Source organism: Bacteroides sp. D2 (assembly GCF_025147085.1).
Lineage (GTDB): Bacteria > Bacteroidota > Bacteroidia > Bacteroidales > Bacteroidaceae > Bacteroides.
In genome coordinates, this window is sequence record NZ_CP102261.1 from 5,992,381 (window position 1) to 6,011,646 (window position 19,266).

Below are 19,266 nucleotides of genomic sequence, written 5' to 3' on the forward strand. Positions count from 1 at the left end.
AAGAAGTAATTTTGCATATAAGTAAACGATAGGTTATGAGTGGAATAATGAAAATAGATACCGTCCAGCAGTACAACGATTATTTCGGAGTAGAAACCTACCACCCGTTGGTTAGTGTGATTGAAGGAAAGAAAGCGAAACCATTACGATTTTGCAGAAAATTATATAATGTCTATGCCATATTGCTGAAAGATACAAATTGCGGTAATCTGAAATACGGACAGAGTATCTACGACTATCAGCAGGGCGCAATGTTATTTCTTGCTCCCGGTCAGTCAATGGGTTCAGAAGATGACGGTCTGTTACATCAGCCGGAAGGATGGGCATTGGTTTTCCATCCTGAACTTCTGCGAGGTACCCACTTGGCGAATATAATGAAAGAATATACCTATTTTACATATAATGCCAATGAAGCCCTACACTTGTCAGAACAGGAGCGTCGAACGGTTATTGAGTGCATGGAGAAAATTCGCACCGAATTACAATTTCCCATAGACAAACATAGTAAATCGCTGATTATAGATAATGTCAAACTGTTACTTGATTACTGTATCCGTTTCTATGACCGACAGTTTATTACTCGTGAAAATGCCGATAAAGACATTCTGACCCGCTTTGAGAATCTTTTGGATGATTATTTTTCATCCAACGTACCGGCAGAGCAAGGTATGCCGACGGTACAATATTGTGCGGATAAGCTTTGTCTTTCGGCCAACTATTTCAGTGACTTATGCCGTAAAGAAACAGGAGTATCCGCTTTGAAACACATTCAACAGAAAGTACTTGACGTGGCCAAAGAGCAGGTATTTGATACAACCAAATCCATTAGCGAAATATCATACGAATTAGGATTTCCATACCCACAGCATTTCAGCCGCTGGTTCAAAAAGATGACAGGGTGCACACCTAATGGATACAGACAAAATCCAATCCAATTAAACATCTCACCGACAAAGTAACACTGCTAACTTTACATACTCAATAAACTGACAATTATTTTATTATTTCAAAGCCCGCTTCAACCTATTCGTCTATCAACCGCTGTCGCGGACATGCAATATTGATACGAATAAATGAAAAATTCCAGCTTATTAAACGGGATAAGACTCACACGGTCGTAAAGATCTACGTGTTCGGCACCGGGTACTATGTACAGCTCTTTGGGTTCAGCGGCCAATTGATAAGCGTCTTCACTAAATTCACGTGAGTGGGCATTCTCTCCGGTGATGAAAAACATGGAGCGGGGTGAAATAGTTTTAATATCTTCGAAAGGGTAGAATTCATAAAACTCCCGTTCGATCGGACTGGACGTTATTGTCAACTGATGTACAGCGTCACTGGTATATTTAGTTTCCCCACCCAAAAAATCTGTATAACGCTGTTCTGCCGCTTCAGCCATTATTACTTTCTCTGTTCCAACGTCAATGAGTGATTTAATCCATTACGGTTGGCCGCCCCCATATCATACATACTGATTGTTGCAATGGCCTTAAGACTAGGGGCTATTTTCGCTGCACTGATAGCAAAAGTTGTTTTTAATTACATATCCATATCATGAGTTAAATATATCACTTTAAAATTTTCGAATATTAAGCATGGCTTTGCCACATGTTTTTTAAGGAGCCACTCGTTCCTTTAAAAGGAAGAGGGTGTTCCTCGGTGTCGAACGGGTCGTTTCTTTTAAAGGAATGACCCGTTGGTTTTAAACCAAAATCCACGGATGTAACCAACTGGTTCTCAACTTCTTATAAAATCATATTTCCGTCTACACAAGCCATGGGATCTTATTCAACAAGCGAGACGGAAAATGCTGTTAAAGGCAGCATTCGACATATCATAAATTTAAACATTAAAAAGACATTTCCATTCATCTCACCCACTTCACACTCATCTACCACTTCTTACAACAGTTATCCTCCCTCATCCGCAAGGTGTCTCCTGAAGAGAAAGTGGAAATACAGCATTAACTGTAGTCCTATACGCCCCCAGAAAAGATAAGAAACCCAAAAAAAATTCCAAAAAAGTTTCCTGATTGAATTTAACTATACAAAATAGCAATTTTCGGGTCGTTAAAGAAAAATGGTTGTCGTAACTTTGCATCATCGAAATAGAGAACCACTATTGCATCATGAATAAAAAACTAATTATCATGTTGTTGGCTATGCTTATAGCCGAAACGAACAACTTATTTTCGCAGAGTATGAGCAAAAGATTAGAAGAAACCCCGCAGTCAGTTATTGCCAACGTGCATAAGGCTGCCCGATTGCTAAAAGAGAAAGGTAGTGAGGCTCTCGCCGTACTTACCGATCCGAAGTCCGAATTCAATGACAGAGATGCGTATCTCTTCATTATTGACGTGGATAAAAGCCTCGTAGTTTCCAATCCCCGCTTTCCGGAACGTACCGGAGGCAATATCCGCGAGCATCTCGACTGGTCGGGAAAGCACTACGGTGTAGAGCTGTGCGAGATCGCTATGTGTGGTGGTGGCTGGATAGAGTTCGTATGGCCGAAGCCGGGAACGGAAGAGGGCACGCGCAAGGTGTCCTATATCTACCCGATTCCGGGTATGCGCTACACGATATGCGCAGGCATCTATAACAATACCATGACGCTCGACGAACTGAACACCCTGACCGGACATGGAAAAAAGAAAGTGGCGGTCATTTTCGAGGTGATGCCTACTGCCAAAGGAAAAGCGAACTATTTCAAGATGGGTGCAGCCTTGAAGGAAGAGTTGCTACGGATGCCGGGCTTCATCAGCGTGGAGCGTTTCGCCAGTGTGAACAACGAGGGCAAGTTCCTTTCGCTATCGTTCTGGGAGAGTGAAGAAGCAGCGGCAGGCTGGCGCAATCAAGTGAATCATCGTCAAAACCAAAAGATGGGACACGATAAGCTGTTCGATAACTACCGTATTTCCGTAGGTAAAATCGTGCGCGAATACACCGACCAAAACCGTAGCGGGGCTCCCGACGATTCCAATGAATATCTTGGTATCAAATAACGTATGGAGCAATTTTTTCTATACGGAGAAAGGGAAATCGCCTATCTTAAAAGCAAGGACAAACGGCTCAGAGAGGTAATAGACAAGGTGGGCATAGTGAAAAGGCGGGTAATACCCGACCTTTTCACTGCGCTCGTTCATTCGATTGTGGGGCAGCAGATTTCGACCAAAGCGCACGAAACGATTTGGAGGAAGATGAGCGATGCGCTGGGCGAGGTCACTCCCGAAAAGGTGCTCAACCTCCCGCCCGAAGCTTTACAGGCAATGATAAAATATGACAGTGGTGATGCACCACGAATACAGCATTTCATGAAAGTTCATGACTTTGCTGCAACCATAGATGTGTGAAAACTTGGCTGAAGAAACGCAACTCATCCTCGAAGCCGCTTCGATACTCTGCATTATTAGGATGCTCGCTACATGCTATCCAAACGAAAGCTAGCAAAACGACAAAAGAATATATTAAAAATAGTTTCAGGCTGATTATTGGTAGCCAAATCTTTCTATTTACACACATACTCTTATCTATTTACTTGACTATAAAACTATTACTTTGAAGTTTAAAAGTCATATTTCCGTGTACATAAATCATACACAAAATCCGGGTTGTCAAAGTCATCGGCAACAGGTTTTCCTATATCACAAGTGGCAAGTAACTCCATATCTTCATCCAACAATCTAAAATCCAACGAATTGAAATTTTCTTCTATTCGATTTCTATGTACTGATTTAGGGATAACAATAATCCCTCGTTGCGTCAACCAGCGTAACTCAGCTTGAGCAACAGTCCTATTATATTTTCCAGCCAATGCAGTCAGCACTTCATTCCTGAAAAAGTCATGTTGCCCCTCGACAAAAAGTGACCATGCTTTTATCTTGATTCCTGTCCAATCTGTATAATCTTTCATTGCTTTCTGCTGATGAAATAAATGCGTTTCCATCTGAGATTAATAACCGGAACAATTTTATGATGGACGATCAAGTCTACCAAACGGGGAATATGCAAATTACAAACTCCAATAGCACGTATACGTCCCTCATGGTACAACTCCTCCTATTCAAAAAGCGTGTTGGTTGCACGCCCAATGAATACAGAAGCCAGGTTTTAGCTCTTAAAAATTAGTACCTTTATTGAAGGGGAACTGTAATATGGGTAAATTAATCCGTAATTCATATACAAACAGATTTCAATTCCTGCAGTATCTTTGCAGTGTCATAAAGAAATAAGTAAAAACATTATTTAGAAAAACTGTTTGATATGTATTTAGAAAATATTTATTCTCCTGCAGATGTTAAGAAACTGTCGGAAAAAGAACTAAACGAGTTAAGTGGAGAAATCCGTGCAGCACTCCTGCAAAAATTAAGTGAACATGGCGGGCATTTCGGACCTAATTTCGGAATGGTGGAAGCAACGATTGCTTTACATTATGTATTCAATTCGCCCAAAGACAAAATTGTATTTGACGTATCGCACCAGAGTTATGTACACAAGATGCTGACCGGTCGTAAAGATGCGTTCCTTCATCCGGAAAAATACGACAACGTATCAGGTTATACCGAACCGCAAGAAAGTGAACATGACTTCTTCATCATCGGACATACTTCCACTTCTGTCAGTCTGGCCAGCGGATTGGCAAAGGGACGTGACCTTACAGGCGGCAATGAAAATATCATAGCCGTCATAGGGGATGGTTCTTTAAGCGGAGGTGAAGCTTTCGAAGGATTGGATTATGTAGCAGAGCTTGGTACTAACATGATTATTATCGTTAATGACAACCAGATGTCTATTGCCGAGAACCACGGAGGATTGTACAAGAATCTGAAAGAATTACGTGACAGTAACGGCCAGTGCGAATGCAACTTCTTCAAGGCAATGGGACTGGATTATATGTATGTAAATGATGGTAATAACGTACAGGCATTGATTGAAGCTTTCTCTAAAGTGAAAGATATTCAGCATCCGATAGTAGTACACATCAATACATTAAAAGGTAAGGGTTATGCACGTGCCGAGCAAGATAAAGAGACTTACCACTGGCGTACTCCATTCAATGTAGAAACCGGAGAAGCAAAAGTGAGTTATGAAGAAGAAGATTACAGCGAGGTAACCGCCCAATACCTGCTGAAAAAGATGAAGGAGGACCCGCGTGTGGTAACAATCACTTCTGGTACTCCCACCGTTCTGGGATTTACTTCGGACCGCCGTCAGGAAGCAGGCAAGCAATTCGTAGATGTAGGCATTGCCGAGGAACACGCAGTAGCTCTTGCTTCGGGCATCGCAGCCAATGGTGGGAAACCCGTTTACGGAGTATATAGTACATTCATCCAACGCTCCTACGATCAACTTTCACAAGACCTTTGTATCAATAACAATCCGGCTGTTTTGTTGGTCTTCTGGGGTACGTTATCCGGAATGAATGATGTGACTCATCTCTGTTTCTTCGATATTCCGCTTATCAGCAATATTCCTAATATGGTTTATCTGGCTCCGACTTGTAAGGAAGAATATATTGCCATGCTGGAATGGAGTATCCACCAGAATGAACACCCGGTTGCTATCCGTGTGCCGGCAACAGATGTAATCAGTAGTGGAGAACCGGTAGATTCCGATTACAGCATTCTCAATCGTTACAAAGTTACTCATCGCGGTTCGAAAGTGGCCATTGTGGCTTTGGGTTCATTCTATGGATTAGGACAGTCGGTTGCATCACTTCTGAAAGAAAAAGCCAATGTCGACGCAACACTCATCAATCCGCGTTACATCACCGATGTAGACAACGAACTGATGGATGAACTGAAAGCAGATCACGAGTTAGTGATAACATTGGAAGATGGTGTATTGGATGGCGGTTTCGGTGAAAAAATTGCCCGCTACTATGGTGCTACAGACATGAAAGTCCTGAACTATGGAGCTAAAAAAGAATTTGTAGATCGTTTTGATTTACAGGAGTTTCTCCGTGCCAATCACTTGACAGATGAGCAGATTGTAGAAGATATCACAGCACTTATCGGTTAAAATCAAACCCATTCACTATATATCCAATAGGTTGATGTATATTGTCGGTTAAGACAATTACATCAACCTATTTCATTTCGATATGAAGTAACAATCCTTTCCGATAATTCAACGGAGTTTGTCCTGCATTCCTTTTGAAGAACTTACAAAAAGCTGCCGCATCACTAAACCCTAACTTGGAAGCAATCTCACCAACCGTAGATTTTGTAGAACTCAACAAGGTACGCGCTTCCATAACCAACAATTCGTTTATAATACTATTGATAGTCTTACCTGTTCCAGCACGTACAATACGGGCCAGGTACTGCTCACTGATAGCCAGTTTATCCGCATAAAAGCTCACAAAATGTTCTTCCCTGAAATTCCGGGTAACCAATGCATGAAACTCCTGTAAAACGTGGTCTTTACGGCTGACCTCTTTTTTAATAATTGTCTTTCGGGAAAGAAAATCAGCTATATCAAGAAATAAAGCATTGCACGCTGCCTGTATGCGCCGGAAAAGAAAATGATGTTCAATATTCAGCAGGCGCATCAGCACTTCCAGTTCCTTACGGATGATTTGGGCTTCGTACTCTGTCAACTGTATCGTATATTGTTTATTCTGCCTCATTGTCGCCAATAAGATGGCCGTTATTTGTGTCAAATAAGAATCGTCTGTCCGCATAGATTCGGAAAGGGCAAGAGTAATAAACTGAATATCACGGCTTGAGTAAAGATGCTCCGTGAGGTAATTTGCTCCATGAATAAGCAACATATTCGGCTCTATCGCAATAAACTCTCCATTCAGCAGAATCTCCGAACGGCCTTCAAGAACGAATATCATATAAAGTTCCCGATTGAAATAACATTCATTTGCCGGATAACTTCTGTCTTTATATTCACTCCTAAAACAGACTACCTCCTCTTTATAATGAGGAAGTTCCGGATGCTCCTTCAACAGCTGCGTATTATCAAATATACGAGATTTTACCATTTACATCTTCTTTTTATGACGTAAAAATACGATTTGTTTCGGATATGACAAAAAGTGTACGGAATTAGATAATCTATTTCAGAGTAAAAAACGGGACCTTTGCATATCCTTTTCAATGCATGAAAGGAAAATAAATAAAGGAGGTCAAAAAGGTATGGAAATGAAAGATGTTTTCAAGAGGTATTTAGTATTTGTTATCGGACTCTATTTTTTAGCGGCAGGCATTGTATTGATTATACGCTCGGCACTAGGAACTACTCCCATATCGAGCATCAATTATGTATTAAGCTTGAATAGTCCTTTGTCATTGGGTACTTGCACCTTCATCATCAACATGGTTCTTATCCTGGGGCAATTCTGGTTAATCCGAAAGAACAGAACCCGGCAGGATATTATTGAAATTCTTCTTCAAATGCCGTTCTCTTTTATCTTTTCGGCATTCATTGATTTTAATATGATGCTGACAAGTGAACTGCATCCCGCCAATTATGGCATGTCAATCGCTTTATTACTTACAGGATGCATGGTGCAATCTATCGGAGTAGTTCTCGAACTTAAACCGAGAGTAGCCATGATGAGTGCAGAAGCATTCGTGAAATATGCGTCCCGCCATTATAACAAGGAGTTCGGAAAGTTCAAAGTCTATTTTGATATTACTTTGGTTACGTTGGCCGTAATTCTCTCTCTCTTACTGACACAAGGTATTCAAGGAGTACGTGAGGGGTCGCTCATTGCAGCCTGCATAACCGGATATATCGTGAGTTTCCTGAATCAAAAGATAATGACGAGAAAGACCCTCCATAAATTATTACCAGTCTGGAAGTAAATCCTGCGTCAGTTTTAAATAAACACCTTATAAAAAAGTCGCTTCTTTGAAAGATTCAAAATCTTTTCAAAGAAGCGACTTTTTATTTCATCTATAATTATACTTGTATTTACTTCTTCTGCTTATCTATTTCTTTCAGAAGTTCATCGACAGCCACTTTTAATTGGGTATCCTCTCCCTTAACGACCATCTCCGGATCATTAGAAACCTTCACATCCGGTTCCAACTGGGTGTTTTCCAAATAACTGCCATCAGGCAAACGATAGCCAACGATAGGAATACCAAAGACGAGTGAAGGATCTTGTAAAGTTTCCCAAGACACGCTCGTCATTGTACCCGGAACAGGCATACCGACAAGTTTTCCTATATTTTGATGTTTATATACCCATGGAGTTCCATGTGCATTCGAATAGTTGGCTTCACATTGCAGCATAATAGACGGCTTGTTCCAACGACGGCTTGGCATGTCACACGCTTCACGTCCGCGGACTACTTGAGTGAAATATTTCTGACCGCTGAACAGTATTTCAATATCTTCGTGCAAACGACCACCACCGTTGAACCGGGTATCAATCACAATTCCATCACAGTTGTTATATTTTCCCAGAATATCCGAGTAAACGGTACGGAAACTGTCATCTCCCATGGATTGAATATGAACATATCCCAAACGTCCTTTCGACCATTTCTCAACATCTGCCGCCCGCTGTTTCACCCAACGTTTGTATAACAACCCATTCAGCTGACCACTCGTAACCGGCATCACTACTTCTTCCCAACGTTCTTTATTTTGCGGATTGTAGATTGAAATCAAGGTCTTCTTCCCTGCTTTATTATTCAATAGACAAGTGATGTCATGATCGGGAGTTATTTCCTCACCGTTAATCTTTTCAATGATACATCCCGCTTTTACTTTGGTACGCGAATGGTCGAACGGACCTTTCTCGATAATTTCGGCAATCTGCATCCCTTTTCCCTGATAATCCCAGTCGAACAGAAGCCCCAGATTGGAAGTAACATCACCTTTACCTTTGGGAGAATAGCGTCCTCCAGTATGTGAAACATTCAACTCGCCCAACCATTCACTCAATAGTTCTGCAAAATCATAATTGTTATCAATGTGAGGCAGGAACTTGCGATAAGCATTAGTCATGGCATCCCAGTTTACCCCGTGCATATTGACATTATAAAAACGTTTCTGATGTTGTTTGTACACATGGTCAAACATCGCTTCACGTTCAGCTGCCAAATCCATTTTCATTTCAGCCTGATAACTGATTGATTTCAAAGCATCCGACTTGGCATCCATCTTTTGCATATTACGGCTTCCCAACAAGAAAATATCTCCTTTTTTATCCAGCATCAGCGATGCCCATCCGGTATTGAGTTTATGCAGACGCTTTGTCTCTTTCTCACGGAGATTCATTTTCCAAAGGTCATATCCATCTTCGAAAGCAGAGAAATAGTAGAGGTCCTCTCCATCTTTGGATAGTATGGCACTGCCTAAGTCAGAAGAGTTGGGAGTCAGACGTACGATACGGTCTTCAATACCGTTAAGCTCGACTACTATATCTTTCTGGTCTACTTTTTCCTCATCCGCCTTCTCCTTATCACCGTCTTTCTTCTTGTTATCATCTTTCTCCTTTGCTTTCTTTTGTTCCTTTTCAAGTTCCTTGAGCAATTCGAAATCTTCCTTGCTCAAACGGTAACGATCATAAGCATCCTGATTGAGGAATACCAACATAACATCCTGTTGCGATCCCCAGGAAGCATGTGCACGCATACCATAACGTTCGGTCTGGAAAAGAATGGCATTTCCATCGAGTACCCAACGCGGAGAACCGCTGATGTATCCGCTATTAGTCAGATTGGTTATCGCTCCTCCCTGTGCACTGACAATACCTATATCCGAATAAGGATCGTGACGGTTGCCGATAAATTCAAGAGTAAACCATTTGCCATCCGGTGACCATTCGTAGTCAAATCCACCTCCGGTATTATACCATGTAGAACCGTCCGTCACCTGACGTACTTTCTTCGTTTTCAAATCGAGTACCATCAAACGGTTGCGGTCTTCGATAAAAGCCAGCTCTTTACCATCCGGCGAATATTGCGGATAGGCACGTTCTACCGTTTTGGACGGTAATAAAACTTCCTCCTCAATAAGAGTGGCATTAGGGAAATTAGGGTCTTCCTTACGGCTTATTTTTGCAGTGTAAAGTTGCCAATTACCGGTGCGTTCACTGGCATAAACCAGCGTCCGGTTGTCCGGAGCAAAAGAGACGGAAGCTTCTTTTGCAGGAGTATTTGTGATTTGCTTGGTTGTAGCATAGTCAGTTGAAGTTACAAAGACGTCACCACGTACAATAAAAGCAACCTGTTTGCCATCCGGAGATACGGAAGCGGAAGTGGCTCCCTGTGAGAATTTAAGTGCAGCAACCTGCTCATCATCGTCACGGACAAGTTCTACTTTTACTTTTTCCGGACGGGCACCGGGTTTCTGGGTATAAAGCTCACCGTCATAGGTATAACACAAAGTTCCTTTATCGCTGACAGACAAGAAACGTACCGGATGAGTCTTAAAAGTAGTGACAGCCTTTACTTCTTGTGGAGTATTCAATGGGAAAGTATACACATTAAAAGAACCTCCATTACGTTCACTCAAAAAATAGACTGTATTACCATCAGGTGCATATACAGGATTACGGTCCTCCCCTCCCCGGTTTGTCAGGTTCGTATGTTTTCCGGTTTGGGTATTGTATAACCAAATATCTCTCGTAATGGATGAAGTGTGATGTTTTCTCCATTCATCCTCAAAACCTTTGCGGTCCTGATAAAGAAAGTTCTTTCCTGCTTTATCAAAACAAACGAGTTCGGCGGGAGTTGCCAATACTTGTTCGGTACGCCCTCCGTCTACAGAAACTTTGTATAATTCTGTCATTGCTCCCGTAGGAAACAAAGCGCTGTTTGCAGGATCTTGTATGGAAGCGGAGAAAAGGACATACTTTCCATCCGGTGTAAAAGCCGAGGGAATTTCCGATGCGGAATGGTAAGTCAGTCTCCGGGCGACACCTCCGTCGGCAGGCATGATGAACAGGTCGAAATTTCCATTCCGGTCACTGGCAAATGCGATTTGTTTTCCGTCGGGAGACCAGACGGGATTGGCTTCATAAGAGGCTTGTGTGGTAAGTTGAACGGCAGTTCCTCCTTGTGCGGGAACTTTATAAATATCTCCTTTATAACAGAAGACAATCTCGGTCCCATCCGGTGAAATACGTGCATCACGCATCCACAAAGGAGTAATTGCATAGCTGGATAATGCTGATAATACCAGTGCTAACGAAGTTATTAGTTTCTTCATATCAATTTATTATATATTTATTCCGAAAAATCAGTTTGAATTAGTTTTCCCGTGTAATTATAGAATGCTTTGTCACCAAAATCTTTGAAAAAGAAAGCGTATTTATCCACTCCCGTACAATGACAAACGCCAATTTGCCGGGGAAGGTATTCCTGCAAATAATCTGCAATGATCTGATATTTTTGTTTTTCCGCATTATGAATGTGAAAACCTCCGAGAAGTAACTTGCAGGGAGATTCAGGAAATGCAGCCCGAACGGTACGCAAGATATTGGTGATCCCCCGGTGAGAACAGGCGCTCAACACAGAAACTCCTTCCGGTTCCACTAACACCATTGCCAATTCATCCTGAAAGGTATCCGGTATTTTGCAACCATCTTCTTTCTGAACCCAGAAGCGTTCAAAATGGGTATCCTCCTCATTGATAATATCAATAGATGGAAAAAGAAAGACTCCGGGAAGCAGTTCGGTCTGCTCTGTGATAAAGCGAAAACGGGAAAGATCAAGATTTTGCGTATGCTTCATTCCATTCTCGCGTTCATCCTTGAATTTAGGAAAAAAGATTTCACGTTTACAGACAACGGTTGCCTGTGTATTCAATTCCAGAAAATAACGCAGTCCACCCGTATGGTCACTGTGACCGTGAGATAATATTAAATAATCAACTTTTTGTAAATCAATGTGCAACAGACGGGCATTACGGATAAACAAGTCAGATGCTCCCGTATCGAAAAGAATTCTATTCCCTTGGAACTCAATATAGAGAGAAAGACCATGCTCTGCCTGCAATTTACGTCCATAGACACAATTCTCCACAAGAGTCGTTATTTTATAGCTCATGACGTTTAGTTATCAAACAAATAATGTAAAATAAAAAGTTCTGCCACAAAATTATAATAATTCTGTGGCAGAACAAGCAATCTAATCAATTAAAATTCTTGACTTTTCAATCTTTCTGATTGAATCCTTATTTTTATCCTTCAAAAGGTTATACCATTTTTCCCATCTTGTAAGCTTCCTGCATATAGGGAGTATCTTTAATTTCCCCTACCTTCCATGCACCAATTCCATAAACCGTTCCCTTTTCCTGCGGTCCTTCCAGACAATCGAGGAAGCCACGGAAACCATCAATGGTACGTTCCATCATTGCTTTATCGTTTTCCGCAGCCGCAATAATGAAATAAAATTCCTTATTGGTTATTTCCGTATAACGTGCACAGCAGCGGTCGATCATAATCTTCATCTGTCCGCACATGGTATAAAAATAGACCGGAGTTGCCATCACAATCACATCTGCAGCAATCATCTTCTCTACAAATTCCGCTGCATCATCTTTCTGCGGACAAGGTTTGCCGTACATACTGCAAACACTGCACCCCGTACAAGGATGAACTGTTTTGTCTTTCAGAAAAATCTTCTCCACTTCATTACCTGCTTCGAGAGCACCTTTCATAAATTCATCACATAATAAATCAGAATTACCACCTTTACGTGGACTGGATGAAATAATCAAAACCTTTTTAGCCATAACTTTACTTTATTACTTTTTATTTTCAGAATTCTTTCTATCAACGATTCACTTTGCAAAAGTAGAGAAATAAAAGTATATCGAATGTAGATAAATTACAGAGAAAGATACCTAAATTACAGTTTCCATATTTTACTGGTACTTTTTCTCTGTCTCTTGTATATATTTATTCAATAAATAGATCTGAAAGTTTTTTTCACTAATATATAATTCATATCTTTGTTCAGGATACGAACAATATAATACTAATGAAGAAAATACTACTGACCGACTCACATAAAGAAAAGCTGTTTCAAATCCCTCTCTTCCGGGACTTACCTCTGAACATCAAACTTTCTTTGCTTGAAAAGCTGGAATTTGTAGTCTATGCAGCAGAAAAAAAAGAGATCGTTGTAACACAAGGTACTCCATGCAATAAACTATACGTATTATTGGAAGGCAAACTACGCACAGACATTATTGACGGACTTGGAAACGAGGTGATGATTGAATATATTATCGCTCCACGCACCTTTGCCACTCCGCATCTCTTCAGTTCAAACAATACATTGCCCGCCACTTTTACCGCTCTCGAAAACAGTGTGGTATTGATGGCAACCAAGGAATCGACCTTTAAGGTTATCAGTCAGGATCCACAGGTTCTTCATAATTTTCTTTGCATCGCCGGTAATTGTAATATCTGCACAGTGTCCCGTCTGAAACCTCTTTCACGTAAAACAGTGCGGGAAAGATTCATTGTTTATCTATATGAACATAAGAAAAAAGATTCATTGGTGGTAGACATCATGCATACTCAATCCCAACTTGCCGAATACTTAAATGTATCACGTCCCGCTCTATCTAAGGAAATCAATAAGATGATTAAAGAAGGACTTGTCACTATGGAAGGAAAACGAATAGTGATTTTAGATCAAATAACTTTAGAGAAATATCTGTAATAATCTATTCCATAACAATAAAGATAATTATCAGGGAAATCTCTAAAACAAAAAATCATCCTTACTGCAATATGTGTAGTAAGGATGATTTTATAAACTCAAAACTTTTCAAAAATTCTCTCTCTATTTAATTCTTATTATTTCCTTGGAGTTACCATTTTACAAACAATATTTTCGGATTGATATTCAATGATACCCAACCCCAGTCCTGCCAGCTTTTATGATTGCCCGTTTTCACAGCATCCATTGTCTTCGTGCCACGCATAAAAGAATATCCGGCAGAGAGTTTCACATCTTTCATGATTGACCAGTTAATCTGATAATCAACTTCCGAACCTAATGATTTCTTTAAGTCCTGAACTTTAACTGCTGTACTAAAGTAATGGTAATTAAGTTCCATATCTACCTTGTCAGATAGACGGAAACGACCTCCGATACGAGCATCCATCAATCCCGGTGCATAACCGTTTGCAAATGTAGAAGCATAAAAATAATCCATTGCTCCATAGAATTTATGATGGGTTCCATAAAGAGGATCAAAAGCCTTATACTTACCGCCATTTCCTTTATCACCGCTTAAATAATCAAAACTAGCCACGGCTCCCCATGTCTGATTAAACGTATAGGCGGCTTGTATGCTTCCCATCAAAGCTGAAACTTTCTCCGCAGCTTTATTCTTACCCATCTGATAGTAGAAAGCACCATCCAGATTCCAGTTACTATTCTTATAAGTGAGGTAAGTACCCATTGTTTGTAAATAGCGGGTATGAGAATCATCCGTGGCTTTATCCCCCGTTTCCAATCCCAGATTCATAAACAATAAAGAAGCTCCGAACGGAACATTGTCCGCTTTATAATGATACCAGACGGTTTGCATATTCTTATAAGGCTGTCCGGTAGAAGAATCATAGTAAGTACCTCCACTTGTTCTATTGTCATTATTCTGGTTAAAAGCAAGAATCAGATGGACTTCATTATTTTTGTTGGCATATCCCAGCTTCAATGCATCGTGGTAACGGCCCGCTACATTCCAATCCAGTCCTCCCAAAATACGTTCATCATCATAAATCAATGACTGACGTCCCAGTTGAGCAAAGAACCCTTCACCAAAGTTCAGTTTCGCCCAAGCCTCATTCAACATAAAACGCCCATTCTTCTCAATCTGCGGGTCTTGTCCCCAAACCCCGACATGCTGTGCCGACATCTTTAGTTCCAGATCCGAACGTTTATAATCCATCGAAAGGCGTGCACGGTTATTGATGAAAGATGTAGGAGCTACCCCTTCATCCCGTGGAGTCAATGCACCATTCCGATACTCCGCACGAGGTCTGATTTGCATAGACATCGTAAATTCATTCTCTTTCTCCGTGTTTTGTGTATATGCCATGCTTGGCAATAGCATAAGCAAGAATGACCAATAAAGTGTTTTCATTGATATTGAAGTTTAAGTGATTCGATATTTCAATTTAAATTATAAGTATGCACACTGACTCCTTGCGCGGCCGGAAGGTAATTGATTCCATACCAGCACATTTGCAACAGGACAAATGATACTAACAGAATAATCAACGCAGGACGTGCCTTCAATGGCTTGCCCAATCTGAAATGGATATACACCAGATAAGCGAACCAGGTAGCTGCCGCCCAAGTCTCTTTCGGGTCCCAAGCCCAGTAATGTCCCCAGGCTTCTTTTGCCCAGATAGCTCCGGTAAGCATACCTAATGTCATAAATGCCAGACCTACATAGGTGAGGTTGTCACACAAATCCATTTCTTTCCGTTCAATCTCCTTCTTTTTGAACCAAAGCAGATAGACGGCCATCACCGTCGCCGCTCCCAACATAGCATAAGCAAACATATACACAATGACATGAGGGGCAAACCACGGGCTTTGCAAAGCAGGCATCAACGTCTTATTATGAATCTCCGGTTTGAAGATATTGATACAAATAAAGACCAATGAAAGGATGCAACTGAAACTTAAAATCCATTTATACTTCCAGCGTGCATAGGTTATCAATCCCGCCAACGGAAGGAAGAAAGAATACCACAGCCGTGTCTCTCCCATTGTCCGCATCGGAGGACGTTCTAATGAAATCCACATTCCGATAATGAAACTGAAGAAAATAGCCAGACCTAAGAAAGTAAATCCATAAGCCCATCCCGTTTTTGTACCTTTCCAGGCAGCAAAAGCTCCCAAAGCCCAACAAACCAGTGCGGCTATTGCAAATAGTATAAAGTATTCCCAACTCATGCTTTGTCCTCCTCTTTCCTCTTTTGTGCGCTGACAAACAGACAGATGGCTCCTGCCATCATCATTATTATTCCTGTGTAAACAACCGGCAACCACGGATCGCGAACCAACTCGAAGACACTGATATCGCTCCATCGTCCCTTTGTTTCATCGTAACTAAGTTGATAAATTTTCCAACCTTCTATCTCCATCGGGCGGTTCACTTCAATGGTTCCTCCCGTGATCGTTCCTTCTTGTGTGTAAATCTTCACTTCCGATACAAATCGCTGCGGTTCCCGTTCCGGCATTACAATACTGGTTAAAGAATCCAGCCGGATTGCCTTATAGGGAAAAAGAAAACTACCGCAACTTACCCATCCCTCTTTGGTTGTTTGATTCTTCTGATTGACTGCTTTCAGATAGACAGCATAAGTCGCTCCCATCGAATGAAATTCAGTAAACTTCAAAGTATCTTCGGTAGCCACAGAAGCAGCCATCGGAATAGATTGCTCAATAGTTAGCTGCCAGTCCTGCAAGCTGCCATTTGTCACTCCCTCTTCCAACAATACATGTACAGGAGATTTTTCGGGAAGCGTACGGCCGGTTTCATTATCAATCAACATCAGTTTCGGAGGATATTCGTCGATAGTGAAATCCTTCAGTTCGATAGCCAGCGGAAGTTCAATCAGTTGACCTTTATCATCCGTAGCCCGCCATTCGGCACTTCCCATCCGGGTTGTCATTTTCAACCTTTGCATATCGGCATTTCCCAAAGTGGCTGTTATCAGTGCAATAAACAATCCGATATGATTCAGTAGGAAAGAAATCCTGCTGATCTTCAAAGAGAAACCGGTGCGAAGGATTGTCAGCCCCAAGGCGGTGACCATCCAAAAGTAGAGCAGGACAAAAGGCCAGGAAGAAATCATCTGCGAAAATCCCAGCAGATCAGCCGGAGCATGACCGGAAGGAGCCTGCCGGATCAGTCCCATCACTACCGTCATGCCGACCACCCACAATAGAGACGAGACAGCAGCGGAATAATGACTCAACCATCCGAATAAATAGACACGTTTGCGAAGAAGGTGCATGGCTACCAAAGCAATGATATAAACCACTAACACAATCACATTGACCGGACAGGCAAACAGGTCCCAATGTATGGCTCCCACTGTCATTTGCAGCAATAGCCCTATCACCAGTAATCCTGCGCCAATCACCAGCCCTTCTTTATAACTCCATGGTTTGCTCCACATATATAAATTCTCTTATTTCTGTGCCAGACGGCCGTTTTCTTTCGCTTTCTCCAACCATGCCGGAACAGTTGTTTTCAGGAATTTCTCCTTAGCCGCTCTTTCAGCATCCATATCCAAGCCGATATATTCCTGTGCTTTTGCCTTTGTTGAAATGTCCGGCATCGGAACATCTCCCGTATATCCATTCTTTGCCAATACTTTGGATACAGCCAGACGGGCTTGCATGGCACGATCCAATCCATGAGAAAGAATTCTCTGAATTTCCTGCGGTGCGTGGAAAGAACCTCCGTGTGAAGCTACTCCGAAATCCCAACGCCATTGTGCCTGACGAATCAGTGCGAGCACATCTTTCATCTGTGTTTCTGTAGCACCCTTGTCCCAGGCAAATTTAGCTTCGATATGTGCTTTTGCCAATTCCTGTTCCAGACGGTTACGGATTTCATTCGCTTTACGTTGGCGTTCGTACACATTATTACGTAAAGTCTCTTCACTTTCGTGGTGACAAACCTGACAGGTGCGGTCAATCATAGCCAACGGGCTTTGGATATGGTGATCGCTGAATTTCACACCACCTTCACTCTTATACGGCATGTGACAATCGGCACAAGAAACACCTCTCTGTCCGTGGATACCCATCTGACAAATCTCATAGTCAGGATGCTGTGCTTTCAGAATCGGAGTACGGCTCAATTTATGAATATAATCATAGAAACCGGCCTCATCATAATAAGCCTCCATATCTTCTACCGTAAAACCTTTGTCCCATGGGAAAGTCAGATACTTACCATCCCCTTTGAAATAATATTCCACATGACATTGTGCACATACCAATGAACGCATCTCCTGCGGAGTAGCTTTAGTGATGTCTTTACCCTGACGTTGGAAAGCCTCTATCAAAGCGGGACGACTGATATGAAGATTCATTGTTTCGGGATCATGACAATCGGAGCATCCGATAGGATTCACAATTTCAGCGCCCATAGCCCCCCATTTATTGTTATAGAAAGAATCGACACCTAATGCCTCCATCATACGGGGAACATCCGGACTCTTACAAGTCCAGCAGGTAGACGGTTGAGGACCTTCAGTCGGGCTCATGGGCGAACCGGTACGCAAAGATGCCGTAATATCCTCAATGGCATGCATGTGTCCCCGTGGAGTGGAATAATCTTTTGAGAAAGCATATCCCGCCCATAGAATCACCATTTCAGGACGTTTTTCCAAAGCATCTACAGCAATATTCCCATTAAATTCACTCTCAAAGTCAGTCTTTGCAGTCTCCGTCCAAGTCTGGTATTCACGGGGAAAGTCATCCTTAAACAGTTCATTTCGTGCTTCAATCCCTTTGATAACGTTTTTACGGTTATTGAAAATGCTGGCAACTTCCGCCCTCCGTTCCATCAACGCAGAAACGCATAATCCCAAAACAAATACAACGACCATTGAACCTCCGAACAACAGCCATCCTTGCCATGATTTTAATTTCTTTTCCATTGTATATCGGTTTTATTATTTTATTACGTATTTCATTTCTTATTTATCTTTCTGATTCACCATCTTCCGGAGCCATTCGGGAACAGGCGATTCCGGAAGAGGAACAATCGCTCCCGGAGTACCGGACAGGGAATTCTTTCCACCATGAGGAACATCACGATGGCAATCCCAGCAAGCCTTCCCCTCTCCTACCTGTGACATCATATAATCAATCTTCCCCGTCTTCACAAATTCCGTATTGAGTTGTGTATGACAGCGGATGCAATTATTCATAATCACTTCGGAACTGGCTTCATGAGCCTGAATGACCTGCGGCTCGCTTTTGGTAAGAAATGCAGCCACGTGTTTCATACCGTCCATACCTTTAAAGGTCCATTTCTTCACAGCATTTTCATGCGGCACATGACAATCATTGCAAGTGGCATTCCGGGCATGTGAACTATGGAACCAGGTTGCATAGTAAGGAGTCATAATGTGACAATTCACGCATGCAGCCGGGTCATCTCCAAGATAGGTATGCGCCCGGAGCATATACATAAACAGTGCTCCTCCACCCACAATAACACCGCCAATGATGACAGCCGCTACCTTCCATTTATAAGAAGGAAAGAGTCGATTTATTATTGGAAACTTCATCATACGAAA

At 41.8% G+C, this 19,266-nt stretch carries 16 protein-coding genes and 1 pseudogene; 6 read left to right on the forward strand and 11 right to left on the reverse strand.

The genetic code is table 11. The annotated features are described in order from the left end of the window. Positions 1–35: 35 nt before the first annotated feature. Positions 36–959, forward strand: a complete 924-nt coding sequence (locus tag NQ505_RS22700) for a helix-turn-helix domain-containing protein (protein ID WP_009000008.1) — start codon at positions 36–38, stop codon at positions 957–959. A 59-nt stretch (positions 960–1,018) separates the two neighbouring features. On the opposite strand, the pseudogene NQ505_RS22705 reads toward NQ505_RS22700, so the two are convergent. Next, a pseudogene (locus tag NQ505_RS22705) lies at positions 1,019–1,530 on the reverse strand (alpha/beta hydrolase); the annotation flags it as partial. Positions 1,531–2,128: 598 nt separating this feature from the next. On the opposite strand from NQ505_RS22705, the gene NQ505_RS22710 reads away from it, so the two are divergent. Next, positions 2,129–3,001, forward strand: coding sequence for a cache domain-containing protein (locus NQ505_RS22710; RefSeq protein WP_232293031.1), 873 nt, complete (start codon positions 2,129–2,131; stop codon positions 2,999–3,001). A 96-nt stretch (positions 3,002–3,097) separates the two neighbouring features. Then, positions 3,098–3,349: a hypothetical protein gene (locus NQ505_RS22715; RefSeq protein WP_198286893.1), complete on the forward strand. Its 252-nt coding sequence runs from the start codon at positions 3,098–3,100 to the stop codon at positions 3,347–3,349. Between the two features lie 212 nt (positions 3,350–3,561). On the opposite strand, the gene NQ505_RS22720 is transcribed toward NQ505_RS22715, so the two are convergent. Continuing rightward, positions 3,562–3,942: an aldo/keto reductase gene (locus NQ505_RS22720; protein ID WP_009000003.1), complete on the reverse strand. Its 381-nt coding sequence runs from the start codon at positions 3,940–3,942 to the stop codon at positions 3,562–3,564. 317 nt (positions 3,943–4,259) lie between these two features. On the opposite strand from NQ505_RS22720, the gene NQ505_RS22725 reads away from it, so the two are divergent. After that, a complete protein-coding gene (locus tag NQ505_RS22725) occupies positions 4,260–6,017 on the forward strand; it encodes a 1-deoxy-D-xylulose-5-phosphate synthase (protein ID WP_009000002.1) in 1,758 nt (585 codons plus the stop codon). A gap of 67 nt (positions 6,018–6,084) precedes the next feature. Here NQ505_RS22725 and NQ505_RS22730 read toward each other — a convergent pair whose 3' ends face one another. Next, on the reverse strand, positions 6,085–6,990 hold the full coding sequence (locus NQ505_RS22730) for a helix-turn-helix domain-containing protein (protein WP_009000001.1): 906 nt from the start codon (positions 6,988–6,990) through the stop codon (positions 6,085–6,087). 154 nt (positions 6,991–7,144) lie between these two features. Between NQ505_RS22730 and NQ505_RS22735 the strand changes: the two genes are divergently transcribed. Continuing rightward, positions 7,145–7,816: a YczE/YyaS/YitT family protein gene (locus NQ505_RS22735; protein WP_009000000.1), complete on the forward strand. Its 672-nt coding sequence runs from the start codon at positions 7,145–7,147 to the stop codon at positions 7,814–7,816. 109 nt (positions 7,817–7,925) lie between these two features. On the opposite strand, the gene NQ505_RS22740 is transcribed toward NQ505_RS22735, so the two are convergent. The 3 genes from NQ505_RS22740 to NQ505_RS22750 all read right to left on the reverse strand — a co-directional run bounded on the left by NQ505_RS22740 (position 7,926) and on the right by NQ505_RS22750 (position 12,704). Further along, entirely contained in the window at positions 7,926–11,177 is a 3,252-nt protein-coding gene (locus NQ505_RS22740; protein ID WP_008999999.1) for a S41 family peptidase, read from the reverse strand. 17 nt (positions 11,178–11,194) lie between these two features. Continuing rightward, on the reverse strand, positions 11,195–12,016 hold the full coding sequence (locus NQ505_RS22745) for an MBL fold metallo-hydrolase (protein ID WP_008999998.1): 822 nt from the start codon (positions 12,014–12,016) through the stop codon (positions 11,195–11,197). A gap of 148 nt (positions 12,017–12,164) precedes the next feature. Then, positions 12,165–12,704: a flavodoxin family protein gene (locus tag NQ505_RS22750; RefSeq protein WP_008999997.1), complete on the reverse strand. Its 540-nt coding sequence runs from the start codon at positions 12,702–12,704 to the stop codon at positions 12,165–12,167. Positions 12,705–12,952: 248 nt separating this feature from the next. On the opposite strand from NQ505_RS22750, the gene NQ505_RS22755 reads away from it, so the two are divergent. Continuing rightward, complete coding sequence (locus NQ505_RS22755) at positions 12,953–13,642, forward strand: Crp/Fnr family transcriptional regulator (RefSeq protein WP_008999996.1); 690 nt, start codon at positions 12,953–12,955, stop codon at positions 13,640–13,642. A gap of 151 nt (positions 13,643–13,793) precedes the next feature. Here NQ505_RS22755 and NQ505_RS22760 read toward each other — a convergent pair whose 3' ends face one another. Genes NQ505_RS22760 through nrfH form a run of 5 tightly spaced genes read right to left on the reverse strand, consistent with a single transcriptional unit; the run spans position 13,794 to position 19,260 of the window. Next, positions 13,794–15,074: an alginate export family protein gene (locus tag NQ505_RS22760; protein WP_008999995.1), complete on the reverse strand. Its 1,281-nt coding sequence runs from the start codon at positions 15,072–15,074 to the stop codon at positions 13,794–13,796. Positions 15,075–15,103: 29 nt separating this feature from the next. After that, positions 15,104–15,895 (reverse strand): cytochrome c biogenesis protein, encoded by a 792-nt coding sequence (locus tag NQ505_RS22765; RefSeq protein ID WP_004297090.1) that lies wholly within the window; start codon positions 15,893–15,895, stop codon positions 15,104–15,106. Beyond that, positions 15,892–17,127, reverse strand: a complete 1,236-nt coding sequence (locus NQ505_RS22770) for a cytochrome c biogenesis protein ResB (protein WP_004304069.1) — start codon at positions 17,125–17,127, stop codon at positions 15,892–15,894. Before NQ505_RS22770 ends, NQ505_RS22765 begins: the two co-directional genes overlap by 4 nt. Before the next feature lie 12 nt (positions 17,128–17,139). Further along, the gene (gene nrfA, locus NQ505_RS22775) at positions 17,140–18,621 is read right to left on the reverse strand and encodes an ammonia-forming cytochrome c nitrite reductase (protein WP_008999994.1); all 1,482 of its coding nucleotides are present in this window, start codon (positions 18,619–18,621) and stop codon (positions 17,140–17,142) included. 39 nt (positions 18,622–18,660) lie between these two features. Continuing rightward, on the reverse strand, positions 18,661–19,260 hold the full coding sequence (nrfH, locus tag NQ505_RS22780; protein WP_004297093.1) for a cytochrome c nitrite reductase small subunit: 600 nt from the start codon (positions 19,258–19,260) through the stop codon (positions 18,661–18,663). Positions 19,261–19,266: the final 6 nt, after the last annotated feature.

What these genes read in the sequence shown, in the direction of transcription:
- NQ505_RS22740 (WP_008999999.1), bottom strand. Translation starts at nt 11,177, where the DNA reads ATGAAGAAACTAATAACTTCGTTAGCACTGGTATTATCAGCATTATCC.
- NQ505_RS22700 (WP_009000008.1), top strand. Translation starts at nt 36, where the DNA reads ATGAGTGGAATAATGAAAATAGATACCGTCCAGCAGTACAACGATTAT.
- NQ505_RS22745 (WP_008999998.1), bottom strand. Translation starts at nt 12,016, where the DNA reads ATGAGCTATAAAATAACGACTCTTGTGGAGAATTGTGTCTATGGACGT.
- nrfA (WP_008999994.1), bottom strand. Translation starts at nt 18,621, where the DNA reads ATGGAAAAGAAATTAAAATCATGGCAAGGATGGCTGTTGTTCGGAGGT.
- NQ505_RS22755 (WP_008999996.1), top strand. Translation starts at nt 12,953, where the DNA reads ATGAAGAAAATACTACTGACCGACTCACATAAAGAAAAGCTGTTTCAA.
- NQ505_RS22720 (WP_009000003.1), bottom strand. Translation starts at nt 3,942, where the DNA reads ATGGAAACGCATTTATTTCATCAGCAGAAAGCAATGAAAGATTATACA.
- NQ505_RS22725 (WP_009000002.1), top strand. Translation starts at nt 4,260, where the DNA reads ATGTATTTAGAAAATATTTATTCTCCTGCAGATGTTAAGAAACTGTCG.
- NQ505_RS22710 (WP_232293031.1), top strand. Translation starts at nt 2,129, where the DNA reads ATGAATAAAAAACTAATTATCATGTTGTTGGCTATGCTTATAGCCGAA.
- NQ505_RS22730 (WP_009000001.1), bottom strand. Translation starts at nt 6,990, where the DNA reads ATGGTAAAATCTCGTATATTTGATAATACGCAGCTGTTGAAGGAGCAT.
- NQ505_RS22750 (WP_008999997.1), bottom strand. Translation starts at nt 12,704, where the DNA reads ATGGCTAAAAAGGTTTTGATTATTTCATCCAGTCCACGTAAAGGTGGT.
- NQ505_RS22760 (WP_008999995.1), bottom strand. Translation starts at nt 15,074, where the DNA reads ATGAAAACACTTTATTGGTCATTCTTGCTTATGCTATTGCCAAGCATG.
- NQ505_RS22735 (WP_009000000.1), top strand. Translation starts at nt 7,145, where the DNA reads ATGGAAATGAAAGATGTTTTCAAGAGGTATTTAGTATTTGTTATCGGA.
- NQ505_RS22770 (WP_004304069.1), bottom strand. Translation starts at nt 17,127, where the DNA reads ATGTGGAGCAAACCATGGAGTTATAAAGAAGGGCTGGTGATTGGCGCA.
- nrfH (WP_004297093.1), bottom strand. Translation starts at nt 19,260, where the DNA reads ATGATGAAGTTTCCAATAATAAATCGACTCTTTCCTTCTTATAAATGG.
- NQ505_RS22765 (WP_004297090.1), bottom strand. Translation starts at nt 15,895, where the DNA reads ATGAGTTGGGAATACTTTATACTATTTGCAATAGCCGCACTGGTTTGT.